This is a genomic window from Halostella litorea, assembly GCF_004785955.1.
In the GTDB taxonomy this organism is placed as follows: domain Archaea; phylum Halobacteriota; class Halobacteria; order Halobacteriales; family Natronoarchaeaceae; genus Halostella; species Halostella litorea.
Genome location: NZ_SJER01000004.1, coordinates 1 through 13,570 on the forward strand (window position 1 = coordinate 1; position 13,570 = coordinate 13,570).

At 65.5% G+C, this 13,570-nt stretch carries 15 protein-coding genes; 9 read left to right on the plus strand and 6 right to left on the minus strand.

All coding sequences use genetic code 11. The features are described 5' to 3' along the window. The 5 genes from EYW40_RS20330 to EYW40_RS12965 form a co-directional block, all read right to left on the minus strand. The coding region (locus EYW40_RS20330) for a GTP-binding protein (RefSeq protein ID WP_135822072.1) at positions 1-126 on the minus strand (126 nt) is incomplete at its 3' end. 305 nt (positions 127-431) lie between these two features. Next, the gene (locus EYW40_RS20520) at positions 432-1,097 is read right to left on the minus strand and encodes a DUF7344 domain-containing protein (RefSeq protein ID WP_449271851.1); all 666 of its coding nucleotides are present in this window, start codon (positions 1,095-1,097) and stop codon (positions 432-434) included. Between the two features lie 69 nt (positions 1,098-1,166). Beyond that, the gene (locus EYW40_RS12955) at positions 1,167-3,458 is read right to left on the minus strand and encodes a bacterio-opsin activator domain-containing protein (protein WP_135822073.1); all 2,292 of its coding nucleotides are present in this window, start codon (positions 3,456-3,458) and stop codon (positions 1,167-1,169) included. Between the two features lie 193 nt (positions 3,459-3,651). Continuing rightward, positions 3,652-4,224: a DsrE/DsrF/DrsH-like family protein gene (locus EYW40_RS12960; RefSeq protein WP_135822074.1), complete on the minus strand. Its 573-nt coding sequence runs from the start codon at positions 4,222-4,224 to the stop codon at positions 3,652-3,654. Positions 4,225-4,226: 2 nt separating this feature from the next. Beyond that, positions 4,227-4,472 (minus strand): sulfurtransferase TusA family protein, encoded by a 246-nt coding sequence (locus tag EYW40_RS12965; RefSeq protein ID WP_135822075.1) that lies wholly within the window; start codon positions 4,470-4,472, stop codon positions 4,227-4,229. A gap of 248 nt (positions 4,473-4,720) precedes the next feature. On the opposite strand from EYW40_RS12965, the gene EYW40_RS12970 reads away from it, so the two are divergent. Genes EYW40_RS12970 through EYW40_RS12985 form a run of 4 tightly spaced genes read left to right on the plus strand, consistent with a single transcriptional unit; the run spans position 4,721 to position 8,061 of the window. Beyond that, entirely contained in the window at positions 4,721-5,914 is a 1,194-nt protein-coding gene (locus EYW40_RS12970) for an MBL fold metallo-hydrolase (protein WP_135822076.1), read from the plus strand. A gap of 8 nt (positions 5,915-5,922) precedes the next feature. Then, the gene (locus EYW40_RS12975) at positions 5,923-6,414 is read left to right on the plus strand and encodes a YeeE/YedE family protein (RefSeq protein WP_135822077.1); all 492 of its coding nucleotides are present in this window, start codon (positions 5,923-5,925) and stop codon (positions 6,412-6,414) included. Beyond that, positions 6,415-6,873, plus strand: coding sequence for a YeeE/YedE family protein (locus EYW40_RS12980; RefSeq protein WP_135822078.1), 459 nt, complete (start codon positions 6,415-6,417; stop codon positions 6,871-6,873). Between the two features lie 12 nt (positions 6,874-6,885). Next, on the plus strand, positions 6,886-8,061 hold the full coding sequence (locus EYW40_RS12985; protein ID WP_135822079.1) for an inorganic phosphate transporter: 1,176 nt from the start codon (positions 6,886-6,888) through the stop codon (positions 8,059-8,061). A gap of 87 nt (positions 8,062-8,148) precedes the next feature. On the opposite strand, the gene EYW40_RS12990 is transcribed toward EYW40_RS12985, so the two are convergent. Beyond that, positions 8,149-9,330 (minus strand): ABC transporter substrate-binding protein, encoded by a 1,182-nt coding sequence (locus EYW40_RS12990; RefSeq protein WP_135822080.1) that lies wholly within the window; start codon positions 9,328-9,330, stop codon positions 8,149-8,151. A gap of 197 nt (positions 9,331-9,527) precedes the next feature. Here EYW40_RS12990 and EYW40_RS12995 point away from each other — a divergent pair, with 197 nt between their 5' ends. From EYW40_RS12995 to EYW40_RS13015, 5 genes are all read left to right on the plus strand, one after another. Continuing rightward, positions 9,528-10,253 carry an MBL fold metallo-hydrolase gene (locus EYW40_RS12995; protein ID WP_135822081.1) on the plus strand — a complete coding sequence of 242 codons (726 nt, stop codon included), beginning with the start codon at positions 9,528-9,530 and terminating at the stop codon, positions 10,251-10,253. Positions 10,254-10,314: 61 nt separating this feature from the next. Then, the gene (locus EYW40_RS13000; protein WP_135822082.1) at positions 10,315-10,971 is read left to right on the plus strand and encodes a helix-turn-helix domain-containing protein; all 657 of its coding nucleotides are present in this window, start codon (positions 10,315-10,317) and stop codon (positions 10,969-10,971) included. 190 nt (positions 10,972-11,161) lie between these two features. Further along, a complete protein-coding gene (locus EYW40_RS13005) occupies positions 11,162-12,055 on the plus strand; it encodes an alpha/beta fold hydrolase (RefSeq protein WP_135822083.1) in 894 nt (297 codons plus the stop codon). 175 nt (positions 12,056-12,230) lie between these two features. Beyond that, on the plus strand, positions 12,231-12,662 hold the full coding sequence (locus tag EYW40_RS13010) for a hypothetical protein (protein ID WP_135822084.1): 432 nt from the start codon (positions 12,231-12,233) through the stop codon (positions 12,660-12,662). Between the two features lie 120 nt (positions 12,663-12,782). Beyond that, positions 12,783-13,541 (plus strand): pirin family protein, encoded by a 759-nt coding sequence (locus tag EYW40_RS13015; RefSeq protein ID WP_135822085.1) that lies wholly within the window; start codon positions 12,783-12,785, stop codon positions 13,539-13,541. Positions 13,542-13,570 lie beyond the last annotated feature (29 nt).

The window sequence follows — 13,570 nt, forward strand, 5'->3', positions numbered from 1 at the left end:
GTGCTGCTCGATGACGTGCTCGGGAACGCTCCCCGTCTCGTAGAGGAGTCGCCCTACGAGTGTGCTCTTGCCGTGGTCGACGTGGCCGATGATGGCCAGGTTCTGGTGCGGTTTGTCTTCGCTCATTAGCCGAACCGTGTTTTGCTGTTTTAGGCAACACCCTTAGTGTTTGGGTTCTATGGGTAACACCACACATGGGATACCAATCCGATGTCGACCGGAGCGACCGAATTCGCGTCACCGAGATCCAGGTGACGGCAATTCGATGATGCAGTACCCGAGTGTCTTTGTACAGGCTCGATGCGCTCTGGTTCGTGGGAATTCACCGTCCTAAGTCGGGGGTTTCGAGTAATCTAACGGCTAACCGGGACCCGGACGAACGGCGGTATATGACTCAGGAGAGCCTTGCCTCCTGCAGGCGGGAACAGTAGTTACTGGTTGATCTGCGGATCTATTCCGGTCGTATCGACGACATTCGAGAGACGTGGGTTCGGGGAGATCCGCTGTGCCGACTGGTCGTATTCGACCAGATCGACAGCGGCTAACTGTGGAAGGTCACGATGATGCAGCGTAATGCGAAGGGTTCGTTTTGCGTTGTAGGACGTGGGTCGCGGGCCTAATCGTCGCTTCGTAAGTATGGTAGTGAGAGTCCCCAGGCTGATTCTGCCCGGAGCGGCCACGAGGCATTCCGCTAACTCCTGCCGACGGGGATGGCTGAGGAGAACGCTGATCGGCTCCCAGAGGGGATGCTCGGGCTCTCGTAAGTCCGGGAGCGACATTCCCAGCGAATTAGTCGGTAAGGGGTCAGCGGCGATGACCCCATCGGACTGCCGGTCGATACATTCGGCCGCCTCCAATTTCGGCAATATCCGGTGGGTGAGGTCTATCCGGATCGAGTGACGGTCCGAGCCCGGAATTTCCGTTGATTCACCGTCGGACTCCCGTTCCGTGAGGTGGCTGGTGAGTTCCTGGAGTGGGACGGGACTCGATCGGTTGACGAGAGTCGCGAGCACGCGTCGATACCGCAAATCACCTAGTACCGTGGATAACGTCTCCTGGTCACCCCCTCTCGTCGGCGCTTCGGGTCGGTGATTCATACTACCACCCTGACCAGGGAGCGTGATAGTTTGACGCACCAATATATGTGACCGCCGGGGGAGAAGCTTTCAGAGTTCCTCAAATATCACTTCGAGAAGCTTGCTTTGGGCCTTCCGGACGTGCTGGTGATACGTGGAGGCATCGATATTTAGTGAGTCGGCTATCTCCCCGCCGGTTCGATGCCGGGGGCTGTTGAAAAACCCTCCAAAGTATCCTGCTTCGATGGCGACTCGCTGGCGTTCAGTGAGGTCGTCGGTGAGTAGATTGACCAGATCCTGTAGCGAAGGGGCCGACCGAGTCACCTGCTGTTGTCGCACGAGCCTGCCGGCGGGGTACGTCTCCTGCACTCTCCCGATGACCGACCGGACATCTATCCCCGGTGGTAACTGGATCGTCGCGCTGAAGGCTCCGTTCTCGATTCGTCCCTGCTTGAAGTTGCCTCTGTGGTCCGCGATAGCCGAAGTGAGTGGGGCAGCCGAGAGGTGCTGTTCGAACCGAACTACACCGTCCGTCTCATAGAACGTCTGAAGGTCCTTCCAGCCCTGGAGCCGTTCACTTAGCCCTTCGAGAACCGGTATGGCGCCTTCGGGGAGTCGTCCATACATCAGATACTCGTTTCCGCCCAGTGGCGTCATCCGCTCGATGGTGATGGTGCCTGCCGTTGGTGGGACGTCCTCCGTGTCGAACAGGTCCGGGATCTGTAGTTCGAGTTCGATAACTTCCTCGCTGATGAGTGCCCGTTTGTGGTCTACCGCAGCGATCGCGTGGCCGATGACGTCGCTGAGTTGGCCGATGACTTCCCGCTCCGCCTCGGCAAAGGCATCCGGCCGTTCCGAACCCACACCGAGAACCCCATAGAGCACGCCCTGATGGAGGATCGGGATGATCGCGAGTGAACTGTAATCGAACTGGCTCGCATGGTCCCGTAACGCGCCGGAACTCAGCTCCTGTCGGGCGTTCTGGATGACCTGCATCCGCTTGGTGTCGATGGCTTTCCGAACAGGGCCTTGCTCAGTAGACTCGGCCAGCGTCCGTACGGGCGGGACGTCGTCGTTTTCGCCAGCGCACCCCGACCACACTCGCGTTTCCAGATCGTGGGCCGAATCGAGCGACCCGACCCAGGCGAATCGATACGAACCGGAGTCGGCCAATCGGTCACAGACCACTTGCTCGATCTCCGTACGGGTGGATTGCTCGATGACCGCCGTGGTGATACCACGTACGACGTTGTTCAATTCGTCGAGCGCGGCGAGTTGCTCACGTTGCCGTTCCAGGTCCCGCTCGTACTGCCGGCGCTCGGAGATGTCCGTTGCCATTAGAATGGCGCCGTCGAACTCGCCGTCCCGGTGCACTGGGACCGCACGCCCGGTGAAGTAGGCCTCCTTTCCGTAGATCGATTCGAACGGGAACGAAAACTCGATCGTTTCGCTATGCTTGAGGCTCTTGAAGAGATCCGACTGCCCCGTCTCGACGATCGGCGGGAGTTCGCTGATGTCCAGACCGATCGCGGCCGACGATTCCTTCTCATCAGGGAGACCGATTATCTCCTCAGCCCGCGGGTTCTCGTAGGTGATTCGAAGCTCTTCGTCAAGGCGAAACATCCCGAACGGGGCGTTTTCGACCAGTTCCTCGTTGAATTCACGCGCCTCACGGAGCTGTCGTTCGTTCTCCTTGCGGTCCGTGATGTCACGGACGACACAGATGATGCCACCGGATTCGGAGGCCATCAGCGATATCTCCTGGGGAAACGTCGTGCCGTCCTGTTTCTTCCCGGTGGCTTCACCGCGCCAAGCGCCGTCTTCGGAAAGCGCCGGAATGATCTCGTCTTGGAACCGTGAGTACTCCTCGTCCGAGTAACACATCTTCCAGTGTTCCCCGAGAAACACATCCGGGTCGTCATAGCCGTACACGTCCGCGTGGGCCTGGTTCACGTAGAGGTACTCCCCGGATTCGCTGACGATGCCCAGGCCATCGATCAGCGACTCCAGCGTCTGTGACTGCCACCGAGAGTGATTTTCCCCCGTCGATCCGTCGGCTGGTTCAACCGCTAAACGATGGCCATCTGAGGTATCATCCGCTTGGCTCTCCGTCTCCGACCTCGGCTGAGTCTCCTGATCGTGATCGCCTTGGGAACTCGCATCAGCGGAGTTTCGCCACCAAACCCGGGACCCGGACCCGGCCTTTTTCGTTTCGAGTCGGCCCCGTTCGGCCAGTTTTTCCAGTCGTTTGTGAATAGTTCGACGCTCCGCGTCGAGAGTTTGAGCCACTTCCGGGGTCGTGAGCGGTTCGTACTGGTCGTCGCGTTCGTCGAAGACGGCCAAGGTTTCGGCGTAGATATCCCGCCGCGATCCGGAGGCCATACGTGTAACGAGATAGCATTGCACATAGTTCCGTCGGCGGAACTACCTCTGAGATGGCGACACTCGATTCGACGACGCATTCGGCAGTTCCGGTGGAGACGGCCATCTCGTAGGCCCAGTAGGGGACGTCGATCCTGTGAAGATCCTCGGTCACTTCGACCACAGGAGATTCGTAGTCCGCAACCCGTCCCCGTCAGACCAGCAACTGGATGTCGGCGTCCGCCATGTCCCGCAGGGCCGTCGCGGCTCCGACGCCGGTGGTGACGCCGTCGTAGAAGTCACCTTCGTCGTAGTCCAGCAGGTCGATGGTCATCTGACAGGCCTGGAACTCCACGCCCATCTCGAGGCTCGTCTCGACGAGTTCCTCGACGGACGCGGTGTCGTTGTCCGCGATCCGTCGTTCCATCATCTTTGTCGTCACGCGGTCCATGCCGGGGAGCGCTGCGACCGCGTTCGGCACCGGCACGTTGGGGTTGCCGACGGAACTCAGCTTGAGGTCCTTCGAGCGCTCCTCGTGGAGGATATCCAGCCCCCAGAACGTGTGGAAGACGGTCACCTCGTAGCCGAACGCGGCGGCGGTGCTGGCGAGGATCAGCGGGGGATACGCCATGTCGAGGGTTCCCTTCGTCGCGATGATGCTCACCTTCCTCGTGTCGTCCCCGCCGGTGGCTGCGTCGAGCGCGTCCTCGAGTTCGTCGACGCGTGCGGCCAGTTCCGCTCGGGAGGGCACCTCGTCGGCCGCCGCGTCGGGTGTGTCGGCGCTCATCGTCACGCCGTCTTGCGAACGTAGTGGGTGTACACGTCGTCGCCCTCCGCCTGGTCGAGTAGTTCGACGCCCTCCGTTCCGGCCGCCCACCCGTCGATGTCGCTCACGCTGCCGGGGTCGGTCGCCAGCACTTCGAGGACGTCGCCGGCGGCCAGGTCGTCGATGGCGGCCTTCGCCTTCACCACGGGCATGGGACACGATGCGCCTTTCACGTCGAGCGTCTCCGCGATATCGAATTCGGTGCTCATTGGGTATCCGCTCCGTGTGTCTGTATTGGAGCTACCGCACAATATCCTACACTCGGTTAAAAGATTGTTGGTTCTTGTGCTTACTACAAATCACTACATCGCCTTCATTGGATAAATAAGCGTCTAAAACGGCTATATTGGCGTTATATGGTATCGAACCGTGTTTCAACACCAGTTAGTATTGCTCTTCAAAGGAAATACTATGAAAACGCTTTTGTGCGGTCGACCGGTAGAGGCGACCACACGACATGAACGCCGACGACTTCCCGACGCCGGACGTCGCCGTGGAAACGGTCGATCCGGAATCGCTGAAGGACCGCATCGACGCCGGAGAGGCGGTCACGCTTCTCGACGCGCGCATGGGGTCCGACTACGACGAGTGGCACATCGACGACGAGAGCGTCACGTCGATCAACGTCCCGTACTACGAGTTCCTCGAGGACGGGATCGACGAGGACGTCCTCGAGCGCGTCCCGAACGACCGCGAGGTGACCGTCGTCTGTGCGAAGGGCGGTGCCAGCGAGTACGTTGCTGGCACGCTCGCGGAACGCGGCTACGACGTGGACCACCTTGAGGGCGGGATGAACGGCTGGGCGAGCATCTACGAGGCCGTCGAAGTCACCGGCTACGACGGTGCCGGCACGCTCCTGCAGTACCAGCGGCCCTCCTCGGGTTGTCTGGGCTATCTCCTCTACGACGGCGGCGACGCCGCGATCATCGACCCGCTGCGGGCGTTCACCGAGCGCTATCTGCAAGACGCCACCGACCTTGGCGTCGACCTCCGGTACGCGCTGGACACGCACGTCCACGCCGACCACGTCTCGGGGGTGCGGGACCTGGCCGACGAAGGCGTCGAGGGCGTCGTCCCCGAAGCGGCCGTCGACCGCGGCGTCACGTACGCGGACGACCTGACCACCGCCGAGGACGGCTACACGTTCCAGGTCGGCGACGCCACCATCGAGGCAGTCTACACGCCGGGGCACACCACGGGGATGACGTCCTACCTCGTCGACGGCAGCCTGCTTGCGACCGGCGACGGCCTCTTCGTCGAGAGCGTCGCCCGCCCCGACCTGGAGGAGGGCAACGAGGGAGCGCCCGACGCGGCGCGACGGCTCTACGAGTCGCTGCAGGAGCGCGTGCTGGCGCTGCCCGACGACACGCTGGTCGGCGGCGCGCACTTCAGCGACGCCGCCGACCCGGCCGCCGACGGCACCTACACCGCGCCCATCGGCGACCTCGTCGAGGAGATGGACGCGCTCACGATGACCGAGTACGAGTTCGTCGACGCCGTGCTCGCGGACATGCCGCCGCGGCCGGCCAACTACGAGGAGATCATCGCGACGAACCTCGGTCGGAACGCCGTCGACGACGAGGCGGCGTTCGCGCTCGAACTCGGCCCGAACAACTGCGCGGCGAGCCGGGACTCGCTCGCGGATGACTGACGACACAGATGGTGACTGACCTAGTCGGACTCCAGGTCGTCGCCGAACTGTTCCCGAACGGCGTCAGCCGGTACGCCGTCGGTGGGTTACTCGTGGGGCTCGGCACCGTCCTCATCTACCTCGGGACGGGGATTCACGCGGGGGCGAGCACGTTCCTGGAGTCGACGCTGTCGTACGTCTCGGACCGGTCGCGGTTCCAGCAGTACGTCGCCTCGCGGGACTGGCGGCTCGTGTTCACGCTCGGCATCGTTCTCGGCGCGGGCGTCTACGCCGTCGTCTACCAGGGCGGGGCGTGGACGACGGACGTGCAGCCGTGGCGGCTCCTGGTGGGCGGGTTCTTCGTCGGCGTCGGGACGCGCGTCGGCAAGGGCTGTACGTCCGGCCACGGCATCTGCGGCGTCGGGTCGGCCTCGAAGACGTCAGTCGTCGGCGTCGTGACGTTTCTCGCGGTGGCTATCGTCACCGCACAGGTCGTCGCCGCACTCGGGGCGAGTCCGTAGATGGCGGACCGCCATCCCCTGTTCGTGCCGCTGGTCCTCGTCGGCGGCCTCGTCTTCGGGTTCGGGCTCGCCTACAGCCACATGGCGCGCCCGGAGGTCGTGCTGGACTTCCTCCAGTTCGAGGACCTCGGGCTGGTGTTCGTGATGTTCGGCGGGGCGGCCGTCGCAGGATTGACGTTCCTCCTCGCGCCCCGGCTGCTCGGCCGCGCGCCCCTGACCGGCGACCGCTACGAGCGTCGCCTGAAGCCGTTCGACCGGGACGTGCTCGTCGGCGGCGCGGTCTTCGGCGTCGGCTGGGGCCTCTCCGGCATCTGTCCCGGGGCAGCCTACGCCAGCCTCGGCGTCGGCAACGTCGCCATCCTGTGGGCCCTCGCCGGGATGTTCCTCGGCGCGTACCTCCAGGGCTACTGGCGCAGCCGCGACCGGGCCCCCGAGACCGCCCCGTCGGGCGCGGACTGACGCCCCGTGCCGATGGACCCCGCTCTCGTCGCCCTCTTCGTCGGTGCCGCGCTCGCCAGCCTGTTCATGGCCTGGGTCATCGGTGCCGGGTCGAGCGGTGCGACCCCGTTTGCCCCCGCCGTTGGAGCGAACGCCGTGGGGACGATGCGGGCCGCCTTTCTGGTCGGCATCTTCGGGTTCGCCGGCGCCGTCACCCAGGGTAGCAGCGTCTCGGAGGCCGTCGGGACCGGGCTCGTCGGCGGGACGAGCATGCCGGTCGCCGGCGTCATCCTCGTGCTGGTGCTGGGTGCCGGACTGATGGCGGTCGGCATCGTCACTGGGTACCCGATCGCGACCGCGTTCACCGTGACCGGTGCCGTCATCGGCATCGGCCTCGCGCTCGGCGGGACGCCGGTCTGGCCGAAGTATCGCCAGATCGCCGCCGTCTGGGTGGCGACCCCGTTCGTCGGCGGCGGGATCGCGTACGTCATCGCGAGTGTTCTCCCGCGCCCCGACGTGCCCGAGCGGTACAGCGTGCCCGCGCTCGTCGGGGTCGTCGCCGCCGTCCTCGTGAACGTCGAGTTCGGGTTCCTCGGCGGGGGCAGTTCCACCGGGACCGTCCGGGGAGTCGGCCAGGACGTGCTGGCGGTCGGCGAGTGGGCGTCGGCTGTCGTCGTCACCGGCGGTGCGGCCCTGACCGTCGCCGCCCTGGTCCGGTGGGACGTCGAACGGGACCAGTGCGGGGGGTTGCAGCGCGTGCTGCTCGCGCTCGGGTCGCTCGTCGCGTTCTCCGCGGGCGGCAGTCAGGTAGGACTCGCGGTCGGGCCGCTGCTTCCCCTCCTCGGCGAAGTCGGGTCGGCGTCGACGGTCGCGGTGCTGGTCGGCGGCGGTCTGGGGATGCTCGCGGGATCGTGGACGGGTGCCCCCAGGATGATCAAGTCACTCGCACGGGACTACTCGTCGCTGGGGCCGCGGCGCGCCATCTCCGCGCTCGTCCCGTCGTTTCTGATCGCACAGCTAGCCGTCCTGCTCGGCGTCCCCGTGTCGTTCAACGAGATCGTGGTCAGCGCGATCATCGGGAGCGGTGCCGCCGTCGGGGGCCAGGCCGCGGTCGACGCGCGAAAGATCCTCGTGACGCTTTGCGCGTGGGCCGGGTCGTTCGCGCTCTCGTTCGTGCTCGCGTACGCCGCCGGGAGGCTCCTCCTGTAACCCGTCGCGGACGGGCTGTTCGCGGGCTTGACCCCCGGATGGCGGCCGGCCACGGACGCGGTCACCGTCGCCCGAGCGGGGCGTCGTTTACTGGTCGAATTCGCCCCTGATGACCGCCGCGACCCGGTCACGGTCGAACAGTTGTTCCTCCTCGGGGATCTCGGGATACGGCCCCTCGGTGTAGGTCGGCCACTCGCCGAACGCGTCGGGGTACAGCTGTTTGGCGGTCATCTCCAGCTGGAACAGGTTCAGGATCGGCCCCTGGTAGCGCGCCCCCTGGGCGTACACGCGGTCGTTCTGCACGGCGGGGAGCTGGCTCCCGGCCGCGTCGTCCGCGAGGCCGCTCCGGATCGCCCCGATGCTGGTCTGGGGGTGCATCCCGCCGAGCGCGAAGATCACGTCCGGGTTGGCTTCGAGGAGCGCCTCCATCCCGATCTGCGTCGTCGACCCGACCTCGTCGCTGAACGCGCTCACCGGCTCCAGCGGGCTGACGTGGGCCGTCAGGAAGCCGGGGTCGTCGAGCGGGTACGCGTAGATGCTGTCGAGGTCGCTGGCCCCGATGAGCACCGCGGTCGGTCGCTCTGATTCGGGCGGGAGCACCGATTCGAGCGTGTTCAGGAGGTCATCGTGGATCCCGGCGAGCGCTTCGTACCGGGCTTCCTCCTGAAACACCGCCGCGACGCGCTCGAACATCTCCCAAAGGCCGTAGTACTCGTAGTCGTCGACCCACTCCTCGGGCGGCGTGCCGTGCGAGTCGCTGAACTGGTTGCCGAACCACGGCCCGACGTCGGACCCTATCTCCTCGATGTCCTCCATGTTCCAGCTCTGGAGGGCGAACACGCTCGCCGGGTCGGCCAGGTGGACGTCGCTGTTCAGGTCGTAGAGCTTCTCCTTGTCGGGGTCCCACGAGGAGTAGAGGCCGGACCAATCGAGCGAGACGCCGTCGAGGTGCGGGGTGTACTGGTTCCAGAGCTGGTCGTAGTAGTCGGGCGCGTGCATCGCGTTCACGTCGTTGCCGCGCCCGAGCGCGAACGCCATCCCCGCGAGGTGCGTGAGCCGGGTGAAGATGCTCTCGGGCACGGCGTCGAACTCGGTCTCGCCCATCGGGGCCATCGACACGGTGTACGAGCCGTCCGTCCCGTCTCCGGACTCCTGTGACCCGCCGGTGCTGGTACAGCCGGCGAGCATCCCGCCGGCGACGAGCCCGCTGCCGCCCTGTATGAACTCCCTCCGCGTCGGTATCCCGCGTCCGATCGAATCGTCGACCATGGTTTTAGGCTCGCCTAACAATGCATAAACGCTACGATTTTTAGGTGGGCCTAAACAGGGTGGTGGATCCGCCGGTTCGCTAACCGTCGACTCAACTTATGGACGTCAACTCGTTCACTGACCGACCGGATCGACGCCGGTGGGTCAGGATCCGACGGAGTAAACCCCATCCCGGTGGCCCCCGTAGCGGTCCCCGTATGACTGGTGCCAGCGTGCAGTTGATCCGCAACGCAACGGTTCTCGTGGACGTCGGCGACACGACGTTCCTCGTCGACCCGATGTTCACGCCGCAGGGGGAGAACCCGCCCGTGCCGAACTCGCCGAACGACCGAAAGAACCCGCTCGTCCCGATGCCCGACGTCGATCTCACCTACGACGCCGTGGTCGTCACGCACCGCCACCCCGACCACTGGGACGAGGCGGCAAGCGAGGAACTCGACGCCGACGTCCCCCTCCTTTGCCAACCCGAGGAGGCGGAGGCCTTCGCCGACGAGGGGTTCACCGACGTGCGGCCTGTCGACGACGAGACCACCTTCGACGGCGTGACGGTCCACCGGACGCCGGGCCGACACGGACACGGCGACCTGGCCGAGGAGATGGGGCCGGTTTCGGGGTTCGTCTTCGCGGCCGACGAGACGGTGTACGTCGCCGGCGACACGGTCTGGTACGGGCCGGTCGAGGAGACGCTCGACCGGTTCGAGCCCGACCTGGTCGTCCTCAACGGCGGCGAAGCGCGGTTCGTGGAGGGCGATCCCATCACGATGGGCGTCGAGGACGTCGCCGCCGTCCGCGAGGCAACGGACGCAGCGGTCGTCGTCGTCCACATGGAGGCGATCAATCACTGCTTGCTGTCGCGCGAGGAACTGCGGGCGGGGACGGCGGACGTGTCCGTCCCCGAGGACGGCGAGCGGGTCGGGCTGTAAGACGGGTTCCCTCCCACCCGAGGTGGGATATAAATACGTCGTCCCGCTACCTCCGTGGCGAATGCGATACCTCACGGCGCTGGTCAAGCCGAACGACGGCGGCGCGTTCCATCCGCTCGGGGGGAAACTGGCGGAGGCCGCCTCCATCGAGCGGCGGGCGATCCACCGTATCGAACTCCTCGGCGACGACACCGTGTTGCTGTTCGCCGAGGCCAGCGGCAGTCAGGAACGGTACAGGCAGATTATGGACGACTCCCCCTACGTTATCGAGTATCTCACCGCCGGCGAGGACCGCTGGATGGCGGTGAGTCAGTTCGAACCGACGGAACCGGTCCGACGGGCGCTCCGGCTTCAGCGGGAATCGCTTCTGGTGCTCGACACGCCGTTTCATTTCACCTCCGAGAACCATCTGGAGGTCACGTATCTGGGAACCGAAGACGCGTTCCGGGACCTGTTCGAATACGCCGAGGGGACGGAGTCGATCGGGTTCGAAGTCCTCGAAACGGGCGAGTACGAGGCCGACGGGTCGTCGCTCAGGGGGACGATCACGTCCCGGCAGGAGGAGGTGCTCGAGGCGGCGGTCGATCTGGGGTACTACCGCGAACCCCGGCAGGCGTCGCTCGCGGACGTCGGCGATGCCGTCGGTATCTCCCCGGCAACGGTGGGCGAACACCTCCGAAAGGTCGAGGAACGGGTGTTTCGCGGGATCGTTCGCTGACGTGGTTTCGGGACCCGTTCGGGGCGGTCCCCACACGGGCTGTTCGCCTTACGACGCACCCGGCGCTTAAAAGGAGCCCCATGGCTGCGGCAGTCAGCATAATCGCCTTCGGAGCCTACGCCGACGTGGAGCAACGGTCCATGTCCGGGACAGTGACACCGAATCAAGTCGACGGTTCGAGCCGATACCGATGGCAGTGACGGAACCACAGGTCGACACCGATGCATCGCTGTTGACCGACCCCGAGGTCACGTCCACCTACCGCGAGGTAAACGGGGTCCGGTTACACGTCGTGACCGCCGGCGACCCCGACGCGCCGCTGGTCGTGCTGTTGCACGGGCATCCGGATTTCTGGTACGGCTGGCGCCACCAGATGGCGTCGCTCGTCGAGGCCGGCTTCCGCGTGGTCGTCCCGGACCAGCGGGGCTGTAACCTGAGCGAGGCGCCGGCGGGGATCGACGCCTATCGACAGTCGGAACTGACGGCCGACGTGCGCCAGCTGATCCGGAGCGAGGGGCGGGACTCGGCCCACGTCGTCGGGCACGACTTCGGCGGGTTCGTCGCCTGGAACGTGGCGCTCCGCCACCCCGATCTCGTGGACCGACTCGGGATCTTCAACGTCCCGCACCCGACGGTGTATCGGGCGACCCTGCGGTCCAGCCCCCAACAGATCGCCCTGAGTTGGTACGTGTGGTTCTATCAGGTGCCGAAGCTCCCGGAGTGGCTGCTGAGCCGGAACGACATGGCCAACATGGTCGACTCCCTCGAACTGACTTCGAACGAGGGCACGTTCGACGAGGCGTCGATCGACCGCTACCGGGCGGCCTGGCACCACACCGGCGTTTCACCCCGGCTGAACTGGTATCGCGGGTTCCGCCGTTCCGAGGGGCCACCACGCGACACGGTCACCCCGCCGACGCTGATCTGCTGGGGGGAAAACGACATCGCACTCCTCCCCTCGATGGCGAACCGGAGCATCGACTACTGTGAAGACGGTCGGCTCCGAACCTTCCCCGACGCCTCACACTGGGTCCACCACGAGCGCGAGGCCGTTACCGAAGAACTGCTCCGACACCTCGCGTAGCGGGGTCGTACGCTGGAACCCATGACACACCTCCGCCGGGAACACCGCCGGCGAAACGGCGACGTCACGGACGATGTGACGATACCCGGCCGGGGACCCAGTCCCGTGCCGGTCGGTAGCGACGCCACCTGAACGGGTGGGTGATATTAAACCGACGTGGAGCGAAGCCGTAACGATGGCAACTACCCCGCCCGATTCGAAGTCCTCCGTCGGCAAGTCCGTGATCGTCGGGACGGCGGTTGGAACGGCCGTCCTGCTCCTCTATCTCGTCTCCGGGCTCCTCTTCGCGTCGTGGAGCGTCGACGAGTTCCTCTCGAACCTCACCGTCGAAGCGGTCGGGACGCTCCTCCTTCTCGGCGGCGCGGGCATCGCCACGTTTGCGGTTCCGGTCGCCCTCTACCTCCACGCGCGCATTCGGGCGCCGCTCGCCGTGCTCTGTCTCGTCGTCGTCGGCTGGCTCGCCCTCGGCATCGGCTCCGGCAGTATCGGGGCGGGAGCGATATTCGGTTTGAGCCTCTACGCCGTCGGTCTCGCGCCGCTGTACGTCGCCCTGTATCTCGTCCTCGGCGGCGGGGAGTACTTTGCCCGCAAACGCGGCCTGGTATAGCCGGCACGACGGTCCGCCGTCCCGTACTGCGCGGCCGGTGGTTCCTCAAGTGTGCCCGAGCCGAGGCCGGCGCGTATCCGACGCAGAACCCATATAGCGACGGAGAGACTACGGTGGGTAATGGAAGATACCGCCTCGCAACGGCCTCGCATCTACACGGCGCCGCGGACGGACGTCTCGCAGAACCAGGGGAAGTTCCGGATCCACCTCGACTTCCCCGGGCGTGCCGTCCCCGACCACGACGACCACGGCTACGGTCCGCTGGCGACGGTCGTCGAGTCGTTCATGGACCCCGGAACGTTGATCCGGATGCACCAGCACCGCAACGAGGAGATCATCTCCTGGGTGCCCGAGGGCGTGATGCGACACGACGACCGGCAAGGCAACGAACTCGTCACCGACCCCGACCACCTGATGGTGATGAACGCCGGCAGCGGCTTCTGGCACGCCGAGGAGACGCTCGCCGACGACCCGCCGCTGCGGATGCTCCAGATATTCGTCCGCCCGCACAGTCTGAATCTGGACCCCGACATCCAGCACGAACCGATTCCCGACCCGACCCCCAACGAGTGGCGGCACCTGTTCGGTCCCAAGGGGACCGACGCCCCGCTGTACGTCCGAAACGAGGTCGACCTCTACGACTGTCGGCTCGACGCCGGTGCCACCACGACGCTGCCCGCACGAGCGGGCCGGGACACGTACCTGTACGTCTTCGAGGGAGCGGTCGACGTCGGCGACCAGTCGGTCGGCTTCACCGAGAGCGCGCTCGTGACCGGCGACGGCGACGTCGCCGTGACCGCAAGCGAGGACTCGATCTTGGTCGCGTTCGTGATCGACCCCGAGGCCCCGGTTACGCGACAGGGCACGATCGGCCGCTGACCGGCGCGGACGCTGCCCTCTCAGGTAGT